This window comes from Limosilactobacillus pontis (assembly GCF_002940945.1).
Taxonomy (GTDB): domain Bacteria; phylum Bacillota; class Bacilli; order Lactobacillales; family Lactobacillaceae; genus Limosilactobacillus; species Limosilactobacillus pontis_A.
Map to the genome: position 1 here is coordinate 1 of NZ_PNFV01000011.1, position 17,272 is coordinate 17,272.

Genomic DNA, 17,272 nt, shown 5'->3' on the forward strand with positions numbered 1-17,272 from the left:
CTAGAATGACTTAATTCGTTTAATATCGATAGCTTTTCTTCTGTACTATATTTTGAATTCCTATCCACAAAAAATGCCCTCCAAGTATATAAGATGAATTTTCTATTTCATCTGTATACTTAGAGGGCATTATAGCCCGTTTGTGCGCGACGGGGCTTTTGGTATTGCTTCTTAATCGATGAGGTTCAGTTGTGGCAACTGGTCAACAAAGGCCTGGTAGGCGGCCTGCTCGCCAGTGACAGTAACTTGACACTTATCGGCCTGAACCGTTGCCTGGTGGAGGGCCGCTTCATCTACTGTGATCTCGTGAGTAAAGGTGGCGTTGCCGATCAATTCGATCCAATATCCCTGATTTTGGTAGTGGACGATAGTACGAACCTTGCCTCCTGGGTTGAAAACGTCGATTGGTTGGTCGAAGTCGGTAGCATCGGGATGAAGAAGAACGAAGGCCAGACTGGTGGCCGACATTCCGGTTCCGCAGGCGTTGGTAAAGCCCACCCCGCGCTCATAGGTCCGGACAAAAAGCCGGTTATGACCAAGGATGTGGGCAAAGTTAACGTTAACCCCGTCGCCAAAATAAGGGTTCTTCTCGTTCAGACGGTGACCAAGTACGCCGAGGACATTATCCTGGAGGGCTGGTCGGTCGACAAAACTGATCAGGTGGGGGTTAGGAACCGCAATGGCACTGAATCGTAAGCGGGGCCATAATTCCGGTGCCGGAGTATCGAGCAGGCGGTCATGGCCCAGGTTACCAAAGGGCAAAGCATCCTTGGCAAAGCGGACGGGGGAGATTTCAACGGCAAAAGCGGGGACACCAGGAGCCAAGTTATCCTGTTTGCGGACTCGAAGACTGGTGTCCTTGGTGTCGACATTGAACTGATCAACGTGGTCCCGGTTGGCAACGTAGCGGGCCACTGTTCGCAAACCATTGCCGCACATTGTGGCCTCGCTACCGTCAGCGTTAATCACCCGCATTTGGGCCTGGGACCCCGGTCGAAACGGTTTATCGACCACCAGTACCCCGTCGGCACCGTCCAGTAGGCCGGTTTGGAGGTTAGTAAGCTGGCGGGTCAATTGGCGAAGCTCTGGATCTGTCAGCGGCTGGCTGAGGGTGGTCTGGTCAAGGATGAAGAACTGGTTCTGGGAACCATGGACTTTAAATAAGGTTGGCATGTGAATTCCTCCTTAGTTGGCGAAGAAGCGGTGATAGATGGCACGAACAGCGTCATCGGCATCATGATCGTTGGTGCCGATCATGATTGAGATGCGGGAGGCCCCTTGGTTGATCATTGGGACGGCGATGTGCTGGTGGGCCAGGGGTGCTAGGATATCGTTGATTACGCCAATCCGGTTACGCATCCCCTCACCGACGACCATGGTGATGGCGTAGTTATTGATCCACTCAAGACGGTCAGGGTTGACTGCTTCCTGAATCTCGTTGGAGATGGTATCAATCAATTGGTCATCGACCAGGTTACGGTCCAAGATGATAGTGATGTCGTCGATCCCGGACGGCATATGTTCGTATGAAACGTGATGTTTAGCCAGGATCTCCAGAATTCGCAGGGTAAAACCGGTCTGCTTGTTGAGCAGGTACTTGTGGAGGTAGAGGGCCGCAAAGTGCTTGCCACTGACGATTCCAGTGACGATATCACTTGGTTGGAAGTCTTTGTCGGGGACGATCAGGGTACCGGGTTTCTCGGGATGGTGGGTGTTCTTAACGTTGATTGGGATGTTACCCTCAATCGCTGGAATCAGCGCCTCGTCATGAAAGACCGAAAAACCGGCGTAGGAGAGTTCCCGCATCTCGCGGTAAGTCATCTTGCGGATCGGTTGTGGGGTATCAACTACACCGGGATTGGCTGCGTAAATGGCATCGACGTCAGTGAAGTTTTCGTACAAGTCGGCATGCAGTCCCCGGGCCAGGATTGCTCCCGTGATGTCAGATCCACCCCGGGAAAAGGTGGCTATGTGCCCGGCTAGGGTGATACCGTAAAAACCGGGAAAGACTAGGAGCTCATCATCTTGCTTGGCCGTGAATTGCTCGAGTAGGCTATAGGTCTCGGGGATCACATTGGCATTGTTCGGTGTTCCCGAAACTCGGATTCCCGCGGTTGTCGGGGTAACAAAACGGGCTGGATGCCCCAGATGATTAAGGACCAGGGCCATCAGCTGAGCATTAGAACGTTCACCGTGGGCCTTGAAGGCGGCCAGTAGGTAATGATCGTTTGGGTAATTTCCGTTGGGAAGGTTTTGCAAGCGGTCGACAATTGGTGTTAGCTGGCTATCTGGCAGGTGGAAATAGTTGGCAATGGCCTGGTAGCGATCAAGGATCTGCTGGAGGGTGGTATTGGTTGGTTGATCATTGATTACTTGTTTAGCATATTTGATCAGGAGGTCGGTCACCTTGATATCACCAGCCTGCCGCTTGCCGGGGGCAGAGGTGACAATCACCCGTCGCTCGGGATCGGACGTGATAATCTTAATTGCCTGGGCGAAACCGTTCCCGTCGGCTAGGGAGCTGCCGCCAAACTTAACTACTTTCATCTTTATCAAACTCCTTCGGGCGATAATTGGCAATTCTCATTATCGCCGACACATTTTAATCGAATTCTAACATGGAACTTAAAATAAGCAAGCATAATTATTCTTGCTTGACGTTATATTAACGTTTTACCTCATATAATGAATTAAATTAAACTGATAAAAATTAAATTAGCCTATTGACTTTCTAATGATTTGTTATAAGCTAGAAACATGAATCGAAGAGGCGCAGCCAACACTAGTAGCCGATCGGAGCAATGCCAAGCAGTGATGATCGGTGAACAGGGCGGCTGCCGAAGCGCTCAGTTAGGCACGACTGAGTTAGCTGGGGCGTGGTCGAACAGGTCACGGACTGTCGTGGGACAAATAAGAGCCTGCGTTGCGCTATCGACAGATTAGATGGATAACTAAATTGGATCCACTGTTTGTTTGCGCAGACAGTGGATTTTTTTATCAGTCGACTCCCCACCCATGAATAGAACTGGAGGGAACAAGATGAATGAGCAATTAACTGAGCAACAGATTAATGCCGCTGGCCACCTGACGATTGGTGGTTGTGACGCGGTTGAACTGGCTCATAAGTATGGGACACCACTGGTGGTCTACGATGTTAGCAGGATCCGCGAGCAGATCCGTCGCTTTAAGAAGGTCTTTGCGGTCAACCAGGTGGACTACGCAGTCAGTTACGCTAGCAAGGCCTTTGCTGCCATTGCTATGTACCAGGTAGCTGCAGTGGAAGGCGCCCACATTGATGTAGTTTCTGGTGGGGAACTCTATACGGCCATTCAGGCTGGCTTCCCGATGGACCGGGTTAGCTTCCATGGGAACAATAAGTCCGCCGCCGAGTTAGAAATGGCGATTCGCCATCATGTTGGAGTGATTATGCTGGATAATTTCCACGAGATTGCCCTTCTGTCTCAGCTCTTGGAAGAGAATGACGCCCAGATTAAGGTCATGCTTCGGATCACCCCGGGAATTTCTGCCCATACCAATAAGTACATCCAGACGGGCCAGGTCGATAGTAAATTTGGCTTTGACTTGGCATCTGGCCAGGCGGACAAGGCATTGGAGCAGGTCCTAGCTAATCCGCGGATGGAAATGTTGGGGCTACACGCCCATATCGGCTCACAGATTTTTGAATTGGCTGGTTTCGCGGGAGTTGCCGACAAGCTGGTTGAAGTTGCCAGCCATTGGCAGACCAAATATGGTTACGCTGCCCGGGTTATCAACGTCGGGGGCGGCTTTGGAATCCGCTACGTCAGCGCTGATCATCCCTTGATGCCAGAGGAGTTCGTTGATGCCATCATCAAGGCAATCAAGGCGGCAGTCGCTAAGACTAAGCTGGACCTGCCGGCCATTTGGATCGAACCGGGCCGATCGATTGTCGGTCCCGCGGGTTATAACCTCTACACGGTTGGTTCCCGCAAAGATGTACCGGGTCTGAAACCTTACGTGACCGTCGACGGGGGAATGGGCGATAACATTCGTCCTGCTCTCTACCAGGCCGAATACGAGACGGTATTGGCTAATGATCCTCACGCTCCAATTAAGGAACACGCTCGCCTGGCTGGCAAGTACTGCGAATCTGGTGACATCCTGAGCCAGGATCAAGGGCTGCCAGCTACTGAGCCGGGTGACGTGTTAGCAATGCTGGACACCGGGGCGTATGGTTACGCGATGGCCTCCAACTATAACCGTAATCCACGGCCAGCAGTAGTATTCGCCGAGGATGGTCACGACCAGCTGGTGATCGAACGCGAGAGCTATGCGGACCTGGTGCACCTAGACCACCCGTATGAACAGCAATAATGATTCCCTATCATATTATGTAGAAAGAGGTTAGCAACATGGCAAAATTAGACGCACAGACGATCATTAACTACATTGGCAACGCCCCCAAGAAGACTCCGGTCAAGGTTTACCTGCGCGGGGACCTGACCAGTTTGAAATTTCCAGAAGGGATTCAGCATTTTACTGAGACTCATAGTGGGGTAATCTTCGGTGATTGGTCGATAGTCAAGCCCTTCCTTGACCAGGCTGGAGATCGGATTGCTGATTTCCACGTTGAAAACGATGCCCGCAACTCTGCCGTTCCGTTGTTGGATCTGAAAGGAATCAATGCCCGGATCGAACCAGGCGCGATTATTCGTGACAAGGTCCTGATTGGCGATAATGCTGTCATCATGATGGGGGCTACGATCAACATCGGGGCTGAGATTGGTGCAGACTCAATGATCGACATGGGCGCTATCCTTGGTGGCCGGGCGATTGTTGGTAAACACTGCCACATTGGCGCCGGGACTGTCCTGGCTGGGGTGGTGGAGCCTGCCTCCGCTCAACCGGTTCGAATTGATGATAATGTTCTGATCGGAGCTAATGCCGTGGTAATTGAGGGGGTCCATGTCGGTGAGGGTGCCGTGGTTGCTGCCGGGGCAATCGTCACCCATGACGTGGCTCCCCATACCATGGTCGCCGGGGTTCCAGCCAAGTTCATTAAGAATGTTGACCAACAGACAGAAAGCAAGACCGGCTTAGAAGATGATCTCAGAAAGCTGTAGGTGAGCAGATGCTAACAGAAAAACAACTGATTCAAGTGCGACGTCACCTTCACGAGATTCCGGAGCTGGCCCTACACGAATATCAAACTCATGATTACCTATTAAAGGTGATTCACAAATTCAACCAGGCCAACCTGACAATCCGGGTACCGGAAGAATTACCGACAGCGATCCTGGTTTTAGTCCACGGTAGCTCGCCGACTCGGACAATCGGATACCGGACCGATATCGATGCATTGCCGGTGACGGAGCAGACGGGCCTGGCCTTTGCCTCTCGCCATCCCGGTGTCATGCATGCCTGTGGCCATGATATCCATATGACGGTAGCCCTGGGAGTATTGAGCTATTTCAGTGATCATCAGCCCAAGGATAACCTGCTCTTCTTCTTTCAACCGGCAGAGGAGAATGACTATGGCGGCAAGCGAGCCTATGAGGCTGGGATTTTCACTGGTCAATGGCGACCAGATGAATTTTACGGCCTTCATGACAACCCAGATCTGCCAGCTGGGGCGATCGGCTGCCGGATGGGGACCCTGTTTGCCGGGACAACCGAGGTTAACATCGATATTAATGGGAAGGGCGGTCACGCGGCTTATCCCCAGAATGCTAATGATACTGTTGTTGCTGCCGCTAATTTGATCATGCAGGTTCAGACAATCATTTCTCGTAGTATCGACCCGATCGCTAGTGGGGTAATTACCCTAGGCAAGATTCAAGGAGGAACGATCCGCAATGTCATCGCAGGACATACCCGCATTGAGGGAACGATCCGCGGTCTCACTCAGCAGATGATTGAACATATCGATCGTCGGCTGCAAGACGTGTGTGATGGGATTGCTGCCAGTTTTGGTCTAGACGTTGAACTTGAGCTCAACCAGGGAGGCTATTGGCCGGTTGAAAACAATCCATCCCTGACGCGGCGCTTTATTGACTATATGCAACGGGCTTCGGACGTTAACTTTATTGAAACTGCACCGGCAATGACTGGAGAAGATTTCGGCTACCTGCTGGCCCAATTCCCGGGTACGATGTTCTGGCTGGGGGTTGATGACAGCTCCCAGCTTCACTCCGCCACCCTGACTCCCAAAGAGGAGGCCATTCAAAAGGGTGTTGACGCCATTACCGGTTTCCTAAACTACCGGATGCAAGAATATTAATTGGAGGTTAAAAGGATGACAACATTACAAGACGCTGATTTATTGACTGCAATTGTGACCCCGTTCGACAGTGATAACCACATTAACATTGATAGCCTTAAGACTTTGACCGAACATCTCCTCGCTGGGGGTAGCAACGGTTTTGTCATTGGGGGGACCACGGGTGAGACGCCAACTCTTTCCCATGATGAGAAGCTTGCCCTTTATCAAGAATTTGGTCAGATCATTGCTGGCCGGGTACCGGTGATTGCTGGAACCGGGTCTAACAACACTCAGGAGACGATCGATTTCACTAATGAGGTTGCAGCTATTGATGGAATCGACTATGCACTGGTGGTGGTCCCACCGTACAATAAACCGAACCAGCGGGGGATGCTTGCCCACTTTACTGCCGTAGCCGATCAAGTCAAGATTCCAATCATTATCTATAACATCCCGGGCCGGACCGGGGTTAAGATGGACGCCCAGACTGTCGTAGAGCTGTCACAGCACCCGAACATCGCCGGGGTTAAGCAGTGTGCCTCGCTTGAAGAGATGCAGTACATCATCGACCATGCCGCTGATGACTTTGCTGTTTTCACTGGTGAGGACGCCCAAACCCTGACTGCTCGTGTTCTTGGGGCAAATGGGGTTATTTCTGTAGCCTCCCACTGCTATGTTAAGGAAATGCGGCAGATGTATGACCAGCTGTACGCTGGTAATTACCAAAAGGCTGGGCAGCTGCAGCGTCTACTGACGCCAAAGATGGCAGCCCTCTTCATGTACCCATCACCGTCACCTGTCAAGGCAGTCCTGAATGCTCAAGGTCTAGCCGCTGGTGGCTGCCGGTTGCCGATTCTTTCCTTAAATGATAAGGAGAAGCGGTCCCTGGAGACTGCTTTGGGCCTGCCTGCTAACTCTTTGAGTACTCAGGATCTGTCGATAGACTTATAAAAGGTGGTGACAAGCATGAGGAAGGTTTTAATTGCTGGTGCTGCTGGTGCGATGGGACAGAAGGCGGTTGAACTGGTTAACAGCTTGGCAGATTGCCAGCTAACTGCTGTTCTAGCTCCCCACTTAGCGACCGATCAGATAGCTCAATATCACCTGGCTTCGTCGGTCAAGGTCTACCACCAGTTGAGTGAAATTGAAGAAGGGATCGCCGATATTTGGATCGACTTTACCCTGCCGGCTGCCGTCTATGAAAACGTCAAGTTCGCCCTTCAACATGGGATGCGGCCAATTGTCGGTACGACTGGCTTAACAGAGGAACAGGAGGCTAAATTGGTCCAGCTCAGTCAGCAGGAGCAGCTTGGCGGTCTGATCGCGCCAAACTTTGGAATGTCGGCGGTTCTCTTAATGAAGTTTGCCAAGGAGGCAGCGGCCTACTTCCCGGACGTGGAGATCATTGAGATGCATCACGCTGATAAGCGAGATGCTCCATCTGGGACCGCACTGAGCACGGCTAAGCTGATTAACCAGGTTCGTGATCCTCACGAGACCAATCCAACTGAGCAAGAGAGCCTGTCCGGGGTCCGCGGCGGCGATTATCACGGCATTAAGATCCATTCCGTCCGCCTACCCGGATATATCGCCCATGAGCAGGTGCTCTTTGGGGGAGACGGTGAAGCACTGACTATCCGACAGGATTCATTTGACCGTCAGTCGTTTATGAGTGGAGTCAGGGTGGCCCTTGAAAAGATTGATCAATTGGATCACCTCGTAATCGGTTTAGAGAACATCCTTTAGTATTGACAGAAAGAAGAATCGTTATTATGGATAGAAAATACAATGTCGCAATCTTAGGGGCTACTGGCGCAGTTGGTACCCGGATGATCCAACAGCTTGAACAATCAACTATTCCGGTCAAGAATCTAAAACTTTTGGCCTCCAGCCGGTCTGCTGGCAAGCAGCTCCAGTTCAAGGGTCGGTCGATTACAGTTGAAGAGGCTACTCCAGAATCTTTTGACGGAGTCGACCTGGTACTTTCTTCGGCCGGGGGCAGCGTCTCTAAGAAGTTCCTGCCCGAGGCGGTTAAGCGCGGAGCAGTCTGTGTCGACAACACCAGCGCCTTTCGGATGGAACCGAACGTGCCACTCGTGGTTCCCGAGGTTAACGAGGATGCCTTGAAGAATCATCATGGGATCGTTGCCAATCCAAATTGTTCAACGATTCAGATGGTCGTTGCCTTGGAACCAATCCGCCAGGCATTTGGCCTCAAGCAGGTGATCGTTTCTACTTATCAGGCGGCGTCTGGGGCCGGTCAGTCTGCCTTAAATGAATTAAAGCGGGAAACTCAGGATTATCTGGATGGCAGAGATATTCGGGGGGATGCCCAGATCCTACCAACCAAGGGGGATAAGAAGCACTATCCGCTGGCCTTTAACCTCCTGCCGCAAATTGATGTCTTTGAGGATGACGGTTACTCTCACGAGGAATGGAAGATGATTCACGAGACTAAGAAGATCATGCTCAATGACATGAACGCTACGGATATCAAGGTCACCGCCACTTGTGTTCGGGTGCCGGTGCCAATCGCCCATGGTGAGTCGGTTTACTTCACAGTTGATGACCCAACTATTACCGTTGATCAGCTTCGGGAAGTGTTGCAGGGGGCACCGGGTGTCGTACTCCAGGATGACCCGGCTCATCAGATCTACCCCCAGCCCCTGAATGCCGTTGGCAAGCGTGATACCTTTGTCGGTCGGCTGCGAGCAGATGCGGAGAATCCGGGTTCCTTTAATATGTGGGTGGTTGCCGATAATCTTCTGAAGGGGGCTGCCTGGAATACAGTGGAGAACGCTGAGTGCCTGGTTAAGGATCACTTGATTTAATGAATAACAAATTTTAGGCGGAACAGCGGTTATGGTCGTCTCACAATGATGTGCTGGCTGTCTATACTGAATTTATAACTCAATTGTGTTTAAACGTTAGTTGTGGAAAGGTGTTTGCCGCTTTTTAAATGGACTCTAAAATGGTAATAGACCAGGTGTTCGCTATACTAATGGGCTAATTAATGCTACAGTAAACATTGTATGCTTAACTAATTTATTTATTTTTGTATAAAACCAATCTAAATCTAGGAAGGAAGTTTTGCTTATGGTAAAACGAGCACACCATCGTTCAGCGGTCCGTAGCGTGTTGGCCGGGACAATTGGTACTTTAGGCGCTTTGGCAGTATCTACCCAAGCTGCTAGTGCCAATCATGTCATCGTTAAGGCTGGGGATACTATCTGGAAGATTGCCCAACAGCATCAAACGACTGTTTCTGCCTTGGAAAACACTAATGCCAACACCATCCAAAAGGTCAGCGATAGTGTTGATCTGATTTACGCCGGTCAGCAGCTGACTTTACCTGACAGTGGTGCGACGATGCAGGCGGATGAATACGGCCGCTACACTGTGAAGCCCGGTGATACCCTGAGTAAAATTGCTCAGCACTTCCACACCTCCGTTACCAACCTGATGGCCCTGAACGGCTTGTCTGGTGACCAACTATACATTGGTCAGCACCTGGTCGTTAATGGTCGAGCGGTTTCAAATACTGTTGCAGTACCGACTGCCAATGCACAGCCGGTGACAACGAATGAAACACCAATGGCCAGCGCTACACCAGTTGTTAGTCAGGAAACGACAACTGCATCGACGAGCACCACGGCGCCGGTTCAGTCCGCTAGTGCAATTCAACAGCAACCGGTTAGTGCAGCTGATAGTACGGTGCCAAACACGTCATCGGCGAGTGCCACTTCTCCAGCACCAACAAGCGCTTCAGCAACTGATCAGATGGCGTTAGCAGCCGCAGTCAATAATGCTGATGCTAGCACGGCCACAAGTCAGGCTAGCTCAGAAGTAACGGGTAGCACTACCGCATCGACTTCCCAACCAATTTCTGTCACTAAGTCTGCGGCTACGCCAGCCGTTGTTAACGCCGCGTCAACGGCGGCTACGACCTCGACAGCTTCACAGACGGTTAATTCCAGCCAGCAGTCGGCACCACAGCCGGTGGCTTCCCAGGCACCCGTCAGTGCCAGTCAGCAAGCGGCACCACAAGCCAGTCAGGCTCCTGCCCAGTCTAGTCAGCCGGTAACTCCAGCTTCGGCTCAGCCGCAGGCTAACGCCAATCAGAATCTCAGCTCTGGATCTGTGGTTAGCCTGGCCACTAAGATTGCTAATACTAATAGTGTTCCTTACGTTTGGGGTGGCTCCTCATTGAGTGGAATGGACTGTTCCGGTTTAGTGAAATACGTTTATGCTAATGCCGAGGGCAAACAGCTGCCGCACAATACGGTAGCCTTGGAGAGTTGTGTCAGTCAGCACTCTGTCAGTGAAGCTCAAGCTGGGGATATTCTATTCTGGGGTCAGCATGGTGCAACTTACCACTGTGCGATCTACACTGGTAATAACCAATTTGTTGCGGCTGCTAAACCGGGGACCAACGTAGCCTCATACACGATCAGTCCATACTTCCAGCCGAGCTTTGCCGGAACGGTTAAGTAACATTAGAAAATTTTCACCATAAAGTAACAGAAGTGTAACGTCGCAAGGGTTAACTTTTTTGATCAGGCATGATATTTTATCTATATGCAATTTGTTGATTGCTTTAAATATTTACTAATTTAGATTGGAAGTGTTTAAAGTGAGTAATAAACATGAGATCGAAGAAGAATTGAATCAGGCTCAAGCACGGCTTGATGCCCTTTGTCAGAATGAAGGAACCGTCGATGATCACAGTGGTCAAACGGTAATCGTTCAGCCTACTCATGGAGATGAGATGCAGTCATTGCGCGAGGAGTGCAGTAATCTACAGATCATTCTCGAAGCGATGGAAGCCTCTGAAGACTAAAAAAGCATTTGGATTTTCCAAATGCTTTTTTTAGTCTTGTGATTGTTGGTAGAAGGGATAGCTGCTGGTGGAGATCAGAAGGTCCATAAACTGGTTGCCGACTTCCTCGCCGTCGACCTGGGCAAATTCTAATGAGGTGGTCGTACAGTGAAAGTCCCGGCCGCGGTAGTGAGTTGCAAAACGCGAGTCAGCCAGTTTGCCATGGGTAAACTTCCAGATCTGCCAGAAGGTGATCAGCCAGTTTTTCCGTTCAGCTACGATCAGGTCTAAAGATGATTCCGTCAGCTTGGCGGTCGGGGTAATCTGGAGATGGCCACTCATGTATGGGTGGTTAGCGATAATAACAATGTAGGCTTTTTTAAAGAACTCGCGGCTGCCCTGCCGTTGAACCATCAGGGTGAAGGACTGCTGCTGGTTATACAGGACACCGAGGGCGTGACGGAAGAAGCCGAACCGGCTGAGGGGCCGGCGTCGGCCAGATTGGCCATTTGCCCGGCTGATGATGGCAGCATCGAAACCAATTCCAAGATTATTGAGAAAGTATTGGTCTTGGTTCTTGATGGCATCATGGTAGTGACCAATGTTAATTCGGCGGGCCTGTTTAGCGTTGAGAATCTGTTGAAGAGCCTTAAGTGGATCTAAAGAGATGCCGTAACCTTTCGCAAAGTCGTTGTTAACCCCAACAGGAATATAGGCTAGAGGAACTTGGGCAGAGCTGTTCGGGGCAGCTTTAATAAGACCGTTTAAGACATCGTGTAGGGTACCATCGCCACCGATTACGATCACTGTCTGTGTTTGTACCTGCCGATTTTGACTGACCCGGCGGGAAAAGTACTCGGCGTCGCCGTTCTCTTTAGTCAGCTGATAGTCGTAGCAAATGTTTGCTCCATCGAGATGACTCTTGATGGTCTGCCAGACTTGTTTAGCGTCGCCATTACCGGCTCGGGGATTGATGATGATTGAATAATGCATTGTTGTTCTTCCTTTGGTTGAAAATAGAATTAAACAAAGAGGGTTGTGGCAAAACTATTTGCCACAACCCTCCTCAACGTCATTAATCAAATGTCGTAATCTTAAAGTTGGGATTTTGCTTTTCGTAAGCGAGGGCCTTGTCATCAAGTTGTTCAACGTACTCGATGCTGTAGTCAGTATTGTGCTCCACCATCAGTAGTGCTTCAGCTTCTGAGTCGGCTTCAATGTACAGGGATTGAGTATTCTCACGGACCGGCCGCTTTTTCTTATCCGGTTGGTAGTATACCTTAAAAGTCATACTGTAAAAACTCCTTATTTAAAGATATCGTTTACTGTAATTACTCTATCCATTTTAGCACAAGTAATCAATACTGTCTTAGAATTTACCGACATGGTATTATTAAGTCAAATAAAAAATTAAAATGAGGCGATAGTATGCGACTATTTTGGGTATGTTTGGTTGCAATTATCATTGTGATTGGTTTGTATGTGACTATTCACCGGGTCCTGATTAATCGGGCGACGATTATGCTGCGCAATCGAGCACAACAAACGACTGATGCAGCGGTCAACACAAGCTTAAAGCAGCTGCTGGGGTGGAATCAGACGTTGAGTTCTCAATTGGTGGCCGATGTTTGGGGCAAAGGCGTTTTGGCCTTTGAATATCACTTTGACGGCAAGAATGCCAATGATCGGTTGAATCGCAATCAGCTCAGTACGGCCCTGATAAATTACGCTGACCAGCATGACCTGGCAGCGGTTCGACCAGGGAACCCGGTCTTCGTGGTGACCGATTGGTGGGAATATGAAGGAATTCTTCATATTGATGTGGCCTACCTGCTGAATGAGTCAACGGTAGAGTATGTCAGAGACCTGAAGCGACTGGACCATCATGATAAACATTAAAAAAAGAAGCAGGTAAAACTGCTTCTTTTTTTGTATCATTAGCTAATCATGATCGTACCTTCGGGAGCTTCAAAGGGGTGATCCTTATTGATATGATCATAGAAGAGGACCCCATGCAGGTGGTCGATCTCATGCTGGCAAACAATAGCCGGGTAGTTCTTCAGTCGTACCTGGTGTTTTTCGCCCTTGACATCCTGATAGCGTAGGGTGATTCGGTCGTGACGGGGTACGTAGCCAGGTACGTCTTTATCGACGGACAGGCAGCCTTCCCCTTCAGTTAGGGCGCCATACTGTACGGATTCGCTAACAATCACCGGGTTAATGATGACGTCCTTAAACAGTGGCTTGGCCTCTTCGTCGTCACTTTCAAGCGGTGGGACCAAGACAGCGGCCATCTGTTTGGAAACCCCAACCTGTGGTGCGGCCAGCCCAACTCCAGCCCGCAGGTGGTACTTTTCGCACAGTTCGGGGTCCTGACTGACCTCTAAGTATTCCATCATCTTTTTTGCTAATTCTTGATCTTCCTTTGATAGTGGAAATTCAACTTTTGCTGCTCGCTTCCGTAAAACGGGGTTACCGTCACGAGTAATGTCCTTCATTAGGTACAAAAATATTCGCCTCCAAAATTTGCTCTATCTTATTAATAATATCATATTCACCAGGAATAGCTAATTAAATAAACTAGAATCGTAAAAAATACGCTAATCGCAAAGATAACCTTTTCACAATCTTTTTTAGTCATTTTTTCGGTAAAAAGTATATGAAAGCGCTTGTTTTGTATCGAAAAACAGTTATACTAGAAAATGTAAGTAGGCAATCGCTTACATGATGTTAATTGGATTTGGAAAGGGATGTTTTATAATGGCCAATGCTGTTGACTTTGCAAAGATTAAAGCCGATGAAGGCGCTGCATACGCAAAGCCTGTTCAAATTCTTGATAATGATGGGAACGTCGTTAACAAGGAATTAATGGCTAATTTCACTGATGACCAATTAGTAGATTTAATGAAGAAAATGGTTTGGGAACGTGCACTGCACGAACAAACCATGAGTTTCTCCCAACAAGGTCGTTTAGGCTTCTACGCTCCAACCTGGGGTGAGGAAGCTTCTGAAATGGGTACAGCATCAGCATTCAAGAAGCAGGACTTCCTTTGCCCTGCATACCGTGACTTACCACAATTGATTCAACACGGTGCAACTGTTGCTCAAATGTACCTGTGGTCCAAGGGTCACCTCAAGGGTAACCTGTTCGAAGCACGTGCCCTTCGTCCACAAATTATCATTGGTGCCCAGATGGTTGAAATGGCTGGTGCTGCTCTTGGTATCAAGAAGAACGGCGAAAAGGATACCGTTGCCTATGCCTACACTGGTGAAGGTGGCTCTTCACAGGGTGATACCTACGAAGGAATGAACTTTGCCGGTGTCTTCCAAGCACCTGCCGTATTTATTATTCAAAACAACGGTTGGGCAATTTCTTACCCACGTAAGCTGCAAACCGAAGCACAAACTATTGCACAAAAAGGTGTTGCTGCTGGTATCCCAGGCGTTCAAGTCGATGGGATGGATGTACTGGCATGTTACGAAGTTGCCAAGGAAGCACGTGAATTTGCTGCCGCTGGTAATGGTCCGGTTCTGATTGAAACCTTGACTTACCGGTTCGGCGCCCACAGTTCTGCTGGTGACGACCCTAGTCGGTACCGTACCAAGGAAGAAGAAAAGCCTTGGTTCGATAAGGACCCACTGATTCGGCTTCGTAAGTACTTAACTAAGAAGGGCCTCTGGTCTGAAGACGAAGAAAAGAAGTACGCAGATGAATGCAAGGATGACTTCAAGAAGGCTATCAAGGAAGCTGACTCTGTTGAACCAGAAAAGGTTTCTGACATGCTAAAGCGGACCTTCGAAGTACCAACCCCAGATATTAAGGAACAAATCAAAGAGTACGAAGCAAAGGAGTCGAAGTAATCATGGCTAAAAAGACATATATCAAAGCTATTACTGAAGGTATTGACATTGCTTTGGCTGAAGATCCCAAGACCTTGGTCTTCGGTGAAGATGTCGGTAAAAACGGTGGTGTCTTCCGTGCTACTAATGGTTTACAGACGAAGTACGGCAAAGATCGTGTATTCAGTACCCCGCTTGCTGAATCAGGTATTTTAGGGATGTCAATTGGTTTAGCTGCTACTGGCTGGCGTCCAGTTCCAGAAATTCAGTTCATGGGCTTCACATTTGAAGCGATGGACTCGATTGCCGGACAGATGTCACGTGTACGTTTCCAATATGATGGAACCAAGAATATGCCAATCACCATCCGGACTCCTTACGGTGGTGGTACCCACACTGCCGAGCTCCACGGGGACGATCTTGAAAACTTCTTCGTTGGTATCCCAGGGCTTCGGGTTGTTACCCCAAGTTCCGCTTATGATGCCAAGGGCCTGGTAATTTCCGCTATTGAAAATAATGACCCAGTTCTCTTCCTTGAAAACCTCCGTCTTTATCGTTCAGTTAAGGGTGAAGTTCCTGACGACAAGTACACTGTTCCGTTGGACAAGGCTAATGTTGTTCAAGAAGGGAACGATGTTACGATTGTTACCTATGGTGGGATGGTTCCTGAAGCTGTTAAGGCTGCTAAGAAGCTTGCTAAGGACAACATCTCTGCTGAAGTTATCGACCTTCGTTCACTTTACCCACTCGACACTGACACCATCTTTGAATCTGTAAAGAAGACGCACCACGTCGTTGTTGTTCAAGAATCACAAAAGATGGCCGGTGTTGGGGCCCAAGTTGCTTCCGCAATTTCCGAAGGTGCCATCATGTACCTGGATGCTCCAATTACCCGTGTTGCCGCACCTAACTCTGTTTACCCATTCCCAATGGCAGAAGACGTATGGCTTCCACGTGCTAAGGAAATTGAAGACGCAGCTCGTCAAGTAGTTAACTATTAATCACAGCCAATCGCTACGATTAATTAGAAAGGAAGTTAAATAAATATGGCTTACAAATTCAGACTGCCTGAAATGGGTGAAGGCCTTACCGAAGGTGACATCGCTTCATTCCTGGTTAAGGAAGGCGACCAAATTAAGGCCGATGATCCATTAGTAGAAATTCAGACCGATAAATCAACTACCCAATTGGTATCACCAGTTGATGGGACCGTTACTAAGCTGGATGCTAAGGAAGACGATCATGTCGAAAAGGGTGATAACCTAGTTGAAATTGATGATGGCAAGGACGGTGTAAGCACCAACGTGGAAGCCGAAGATGACGATGACGCTGATGATGAAGCACCAGCTGAGGAAGAGTCCTCTGCTCCAGCTGAAAGTGCTGCTCCGGCAAAGTCAGCTGCTCCTGCCAAGGGAGGAGCTGCACCACTGGCTGAGCCAAACAAGCTGGTTATGGCAATGCCGTCAGTTCGTCAATACGCTCGTGATAAGGGCGTTGACATCTCCTTGGTACAACCAAGTGGTAACCATGGTCAAGTACTGAAGGAAGATATCGATAACTTCAACGGTGCTGCCGCGAGTGCACCAGCTGCCAGTCCTGCAACTGCTGAAGCTGCTGCTCCAAAGGCTGGTAACACAATTAAGCCTTACACCGGTGCTGGTGAAGATGCTGAAACCCGTGAACCACTGTCCAATATGCGGAAGATCATTGCTAAGAACATGCGTGAATCTGCTGACATTAGTCCAATGGTTACGATTTTTGCTAACGCCGAAGTTTCCAAGATCATGGCTAACCGGAAGAAATACAAGCCAGTTGCTGCTGACCAAGGTATTCACCTGACCTTCCTGCCTTACGTTGTTAAGGCCCTCGTTGCTATGATGAAGAAGTACCCAGAATTCAACAGTTCAATTGATGACAGTACTCAGGAATTGGTTCAAAAGCATTACTACAACATTGGTATTGCTACCAGCACTGACCACGGTTTGTACAACCCGAACATCAAGAATGCTGACGCCAAGAGTATGTTTGAAATTGCTAAGGAAATTTCCGATAATGCTCAAGCTGCTGAAGATAACAAGCTTAGTCCAGCAAGCATGGCTCACGGTTGCATGACTATCTCCAATATTGGTTCTATGCGTGGTGGTTGGTTCACACCAATTATCAACCAACCAGAAGTTGCAATCCTTGGAATGGGGACTATTGCTACTGAACCAGTTGTTAATGCTGAAGGTGAGATTGTCGTTGGCCACAACATGAAGTTGTCACTGACTGTTGACCACCGTCTAATTGATGGTGCCTTAGCTACTGAAGCTTTGAATTACCTGAAGAAGCTTCTCGAAGATCCTGAATTGTTAATGATGGAGGGCTAATTA

At 49.1% G+C, this 17,272-nt stretch carries 17 protein-coding genes and 1 riboswitch; of the genes, 12 read left to right on the forward strand and 5 right to left on the reverse strand.

Annotated elements, in window-relative coordinates:
- Nucleotides 1-171 precede the first annotated feature (171 nt).
- Nucleotides 172-1,173: a diaminopimelate epimerase gene (gene dapF, locus CK797_RS07870; protein WP_104689212.1), complete on the reverse strand. Its 1,002-nt coding sequence runs from the start codon at nucleotides 1,171-1,173 to the stop codon at nucleotides 172-174.
- A 12-nt stretch (nucleotides 1,174-1,185) separates the two neighbouring features.
- Complete coding sequence (locus tag CK797_RS07875) at nucleotides 1,186-2,547, reverse strand: aspartate kinase (protein WP_104689213.1); 1,362 nt, start codon at nucleotides 2,545-2,547, stop codon at nucleotides 1,186-1,188.
- 210 nt (nucleotides 2,548-2,757) lie between these two features.
- Nucleotides 2,758-2,940, forward strand: a riboswitch (Lysine riboswitch).
- Between the two features lie 99 nt (nucleotides 2,941-3,039).
- Here CK797_RS07875 and lysA point away from each other — a divergent pair.
- From lysA to CK797_RS07915, 8 genes are all read left to right on the forward strand, one after another.
- Nucleotides 3,040-4,353, forward strand: a complete 1,314-nt coding sequence (lysA, locus tag CK797_RS07880; RefSeq protein WP_104689214.1) for a diaminopimelate decarboxylase — start codon at nucleotides 3,040-3,042, stop codon at nucleotides 4,351-4,353.
- 38 nt (nucleotides 4,354-4,391) lie between these two features.
- The gene (gene dapD, locus CK797_RS07885) at nucleotides 4,392-5,102 is read left to right on the forward strand and encodes a 2,3,4,5-tetrahydropyridine-2,6-dicarboxylate N-acetyltransferase (RefSeq protein WP_104689215.1); all 711 of its coding nucleotides are present in this window, start codon (nucleotides 4,392-4,394) and stop codon (nucleotides 5,100-5,102) included.
- 8 nt (nucleotides 5,103-5,110) lie between these two features.
- The gene (locus tag CK797_RS07890) at nucleotides 5,111-6,259 is read left to right on the forward strand and encodes an N-acetyldiaminopimelate deacetylase (RefSeq protein WP_104689216.1); all 1,149 of its coding nucleotides are present in this window, start codon (nucleotides 5,111-5,113) and stop codon (nucleotides 6,257-6,259) included.
- Between the two features lie 15 nt (nucleotides 6,260-6,274).
- Entirely contained in the window at nucleotides 6,275-7,192 is a 918-nt protein-coding gene (gene dapA / locus CK797_RS07895; RefSeq protein WP_104689217.1) for a 4-hydroxy-tetrahydrodipicolinate synthase, read from the forward strand.
- A 15-nt stretch (nucleotides 7,193-7,207) separates the two neighbouring features.
- Complete coding sequence (gene dapB / locus CK797_RS07900) at nucleotides 7,208-7,987, forward strand: 4-hydroxy-tetrahydrodipicolinate reductase (RefSeq protein WP_104689218.1); 780 nt, start codon at nucleotides 7,208-7,210, stop codon at nucleotides 7,985-7,987.
- 26 nt (nucleotides 7,988-8,013) lie between these two features.
- Nucleotides 8,014-9,072, forward strand: coding sequence for an aspartate-semialdehyde dehydrogenase (locus tag CK797_RS07905; RefSeq protein WP_104689219.1), 1,059 nt, complete (start codon nucleotides 8,014-8,016; stop codon nucleotides 9,070-9,072).
- A 265-nt stretch (nucleotides 9,073-9,337) separates the two neighbouring features.
- The gene (locus CK797_RS07910; RefSeq protein ID WP_104689220.1) at nucleotides 9,338-10,735 is read left to right on the forward strand and encodes a C40 family peptidase; all 1,398 of its coding nucleotides are present in this window, start codon (nucleotides 9,338-9,340) and stop codon (nucleotides 10,733-10,735) included.
- Nucleotides 10,736-10,874: 139 nt separating this feature from the next.
- Entirely contained in the window at nucleotides 10,875-11,081 is a 207-nt protein-coding gene (locus CK797_RS07915) for a hypothetical protein (protein WP_104689221.1), read from the forward strand.
- Between the two features lie 30 nt (nucleotides 11,082-11,111).
- Here the strand turns inward: CK797_RS07915 and CK797_RS07920 are convergent, their stop codons facing one another.
- On the reverse strand, nucleotides 11,112-12,053 hold the full coding sequence (locus CK797_RS07920) for a diacylglycerol/lipid kinase family protein (RefSeq protein WP_104689222.1): 942 nt from the start codon (nucleotides 12,051-12,053) through the stop codon (nucleotides 11,112-11,114).
- An 82-nt stretch (nucleotides 12,054-12,135) separates the two neighbouring features.
- On the reverse strand, nucleotides 12,136-12,351 hold the full coding sequence (locus tag CK797_RS07925) for a DNA-directed RNA polymerase subunit epsilon (RefSeq protein WP_104689223.1): 216 nt from the start codon (nucleotides 12,349-12,351) through the stop codon (nucleotides 12,136-12,138).
- Nucleotides 12,352-12,488: 137 nt separating this feature from the next.
- Here CK797_RS07925 and CK797_RS07930 point away from each other — a divergent pair, with 137 nt between their 5' ends.
- The gene (locus tag CK797_RS07930; RefSeq protein ID WP_104689224.1) at nucleotides 12,489-12,959 is read left to right on the forward strand and encodes a hypothetical protein; all 471 of its coding nucleotides are present in this window, start codon (nucleotides 12,489-12,491) and stop codon (nucleotides 12,957-12,959) included.
- A gap of 38 nt (nucleotides 12,960-12,997) precedes the next feature.
- Here the strand turns inward: CK797_RS07930 and def are convergent, their stop codons facing one another.
- Entirely contained in the window at nucleotides 12,998-13,567 is a 570-nt protein-coding gene (gene def, locus CK797_RS07935; protein ID WP_104689225.1) for a peptide deformylase, read from the reverse strand.
- Between the two features lie 253 nt (nucleotides 13,568-13,820).
- Between def and pdhA the strand changes: the two genes are divergently transcribed.
- Genes pdhA through CK797_RS07950 form a run of 3 tightly spaced genes read left to right on the forward strand, consistent with a single transcriptional unit; the run spans nucleotide 13,821 to nucleotide 17,269 of the window.
- Nucleotides 13,821-14,921 carry a pyruvate dehydrogenase (acetyl-transferring) E1 component subunit alpha gene (gene pdhA / locus CK797_RS07940; RefSeq protein ID WP_104689226.1) on the forward strand — a complete coding sequence of 367 codons (1,101 nt, stop codon included), beginning with the start codon at nucleotides 13,821-13,823 and terminating at the stop codon, nucleotides 14,919-14,921.
- 2 nt (nucleotides 14,922-14,923) lie between these two features.
- The gene (locus tag CK797_RS07945) at nucleotides 14,924-15,901 is read left to right on the forward strand and encodes an alpha-ketoacid dehydrogenase subunit beta (protein WP_104689227.1); all 978 of its coding nucleotides are present in this window, start codon (nucleotides 14,924-14,926) and stop codon (nucleotides 15,899-15,901) included.
- Nucleotides 15,902-15,946: 45 nt separating this feature from the next.
- Nucleotides 15,947-17,269 (forward strand): 2-oxo acid dehydrogenase subunit E2, encoded by a 1,323-nt coding sequence (locus CK797_RS07950; RefSeq protein ID WP_104689228.1) that lies wholly within the window; start codon nucleotides 15,947-15,949, stop codon nucleotides 17,267-17,269.
- The last annotated feature ends 3 nt before the right edge of the window (nucleotides 17,270-17,272 follow it).

Bases quoted from the DNA above. Each gene is read 5' to 3' on its own strand.
- dapF (WP_104689212.1), bottom strand. From the start codon at position 1,173: ATGCCAACCTTATTTAAAGTCCATGGTTCCCAGAACCAGTTCTTCATC.
- CK797_RS07875 (WP_104689213.1), bottom strand. From the start codon at position 2,547: ATGAAAGTAGTTAAGTTTGGCGGCAGCTCCCTAGCCGACGGGAACGGT.
- lysA (WP_104689214.1), top strand. From the start codon at position 3,040: ATGAATGAGCAATTAACTGAGCAACAGATTAATGCCGCTGGCCACCTG.
- dapD (WP_104689215.1), top strand. From the start codon at position 4,392: ATGGCAAAATTAGACGCACAGACGATCATTAACTACATTGGCAACGCC.
- CK797_RS07890 (WP_104689216.1), top strand. From the start codon at position 5,111: ATGCTAACAGAAAAACAACTGATTCAAGTGCGACGTCACCTTCACGAG.
- dapA (WP_104689217.1), top strand. From the start codon at position 6,275: ATGACAACATTACAAGACGCTGATTTATTGACTGCAATTGTGACCCCG.
- dapB (WP_104689218.1), top strand. From the start codon at position 7,208: ATGAGGAAGGTTTTAATTGCTGGTGCTGCTGGTGCGATGGGACAGAAG.
- CK797_RS07905 (WP_104689219.1), top strand. From the start codon at position 8,014: ATGGATAGAAAATACAATGTCGCAATCTTAGGGGCTACTGGCGCAGTT.
- CK797_RS07910 (WP_104689220.1), top strand. From the start codon at position 9,338: ATGGTAAAACGAGCACACCATCGTTCAGCGGTCCGTAGCGTGTTGGCC.
- CK797_RS07920 (WP_104689222.1), bottom strand. From the start codon at position 12,053: ATGCATTATTCAATCATCATCAATCCCCGAGCCGGTAATGGCGACGCT.
- CK797_RS07925 (WP_104689223.1), bottom strand. From the start codon at position 12,351: ATGACTTTTAAGGTATACTACCAACCGGATAAGAAAAAGCGGCCGGTC.
- CK797_RS07930 (WP_104689224.1), top strand. From the start codon at position 12,489: ATGCGACTATTTTGGGTATGTTTGGTTGCAATTATCATTGTGATTGGT.
- pdhA (WP_104689226.1), top strand. From the start codon at position 13,821: ATGGCCAATGCTGTTGACTTTGCAAAGATTAAAGCCGATGAAGGCGCT.
- CK797_RS07945 (WP_104689227.1), top strand. From the start codon at position 14,924: ATGGCTAAAAAGACATATATCAAAGCTATTACTGAAGGTATTGACATT.
- CK797_RS07950 (WP_104689228.1), top strand. From the start codon at position 15,947: ATGGCTTACAAATTCAGACTGCCTGAAATGGGTGAAGGCCTTACCGAA.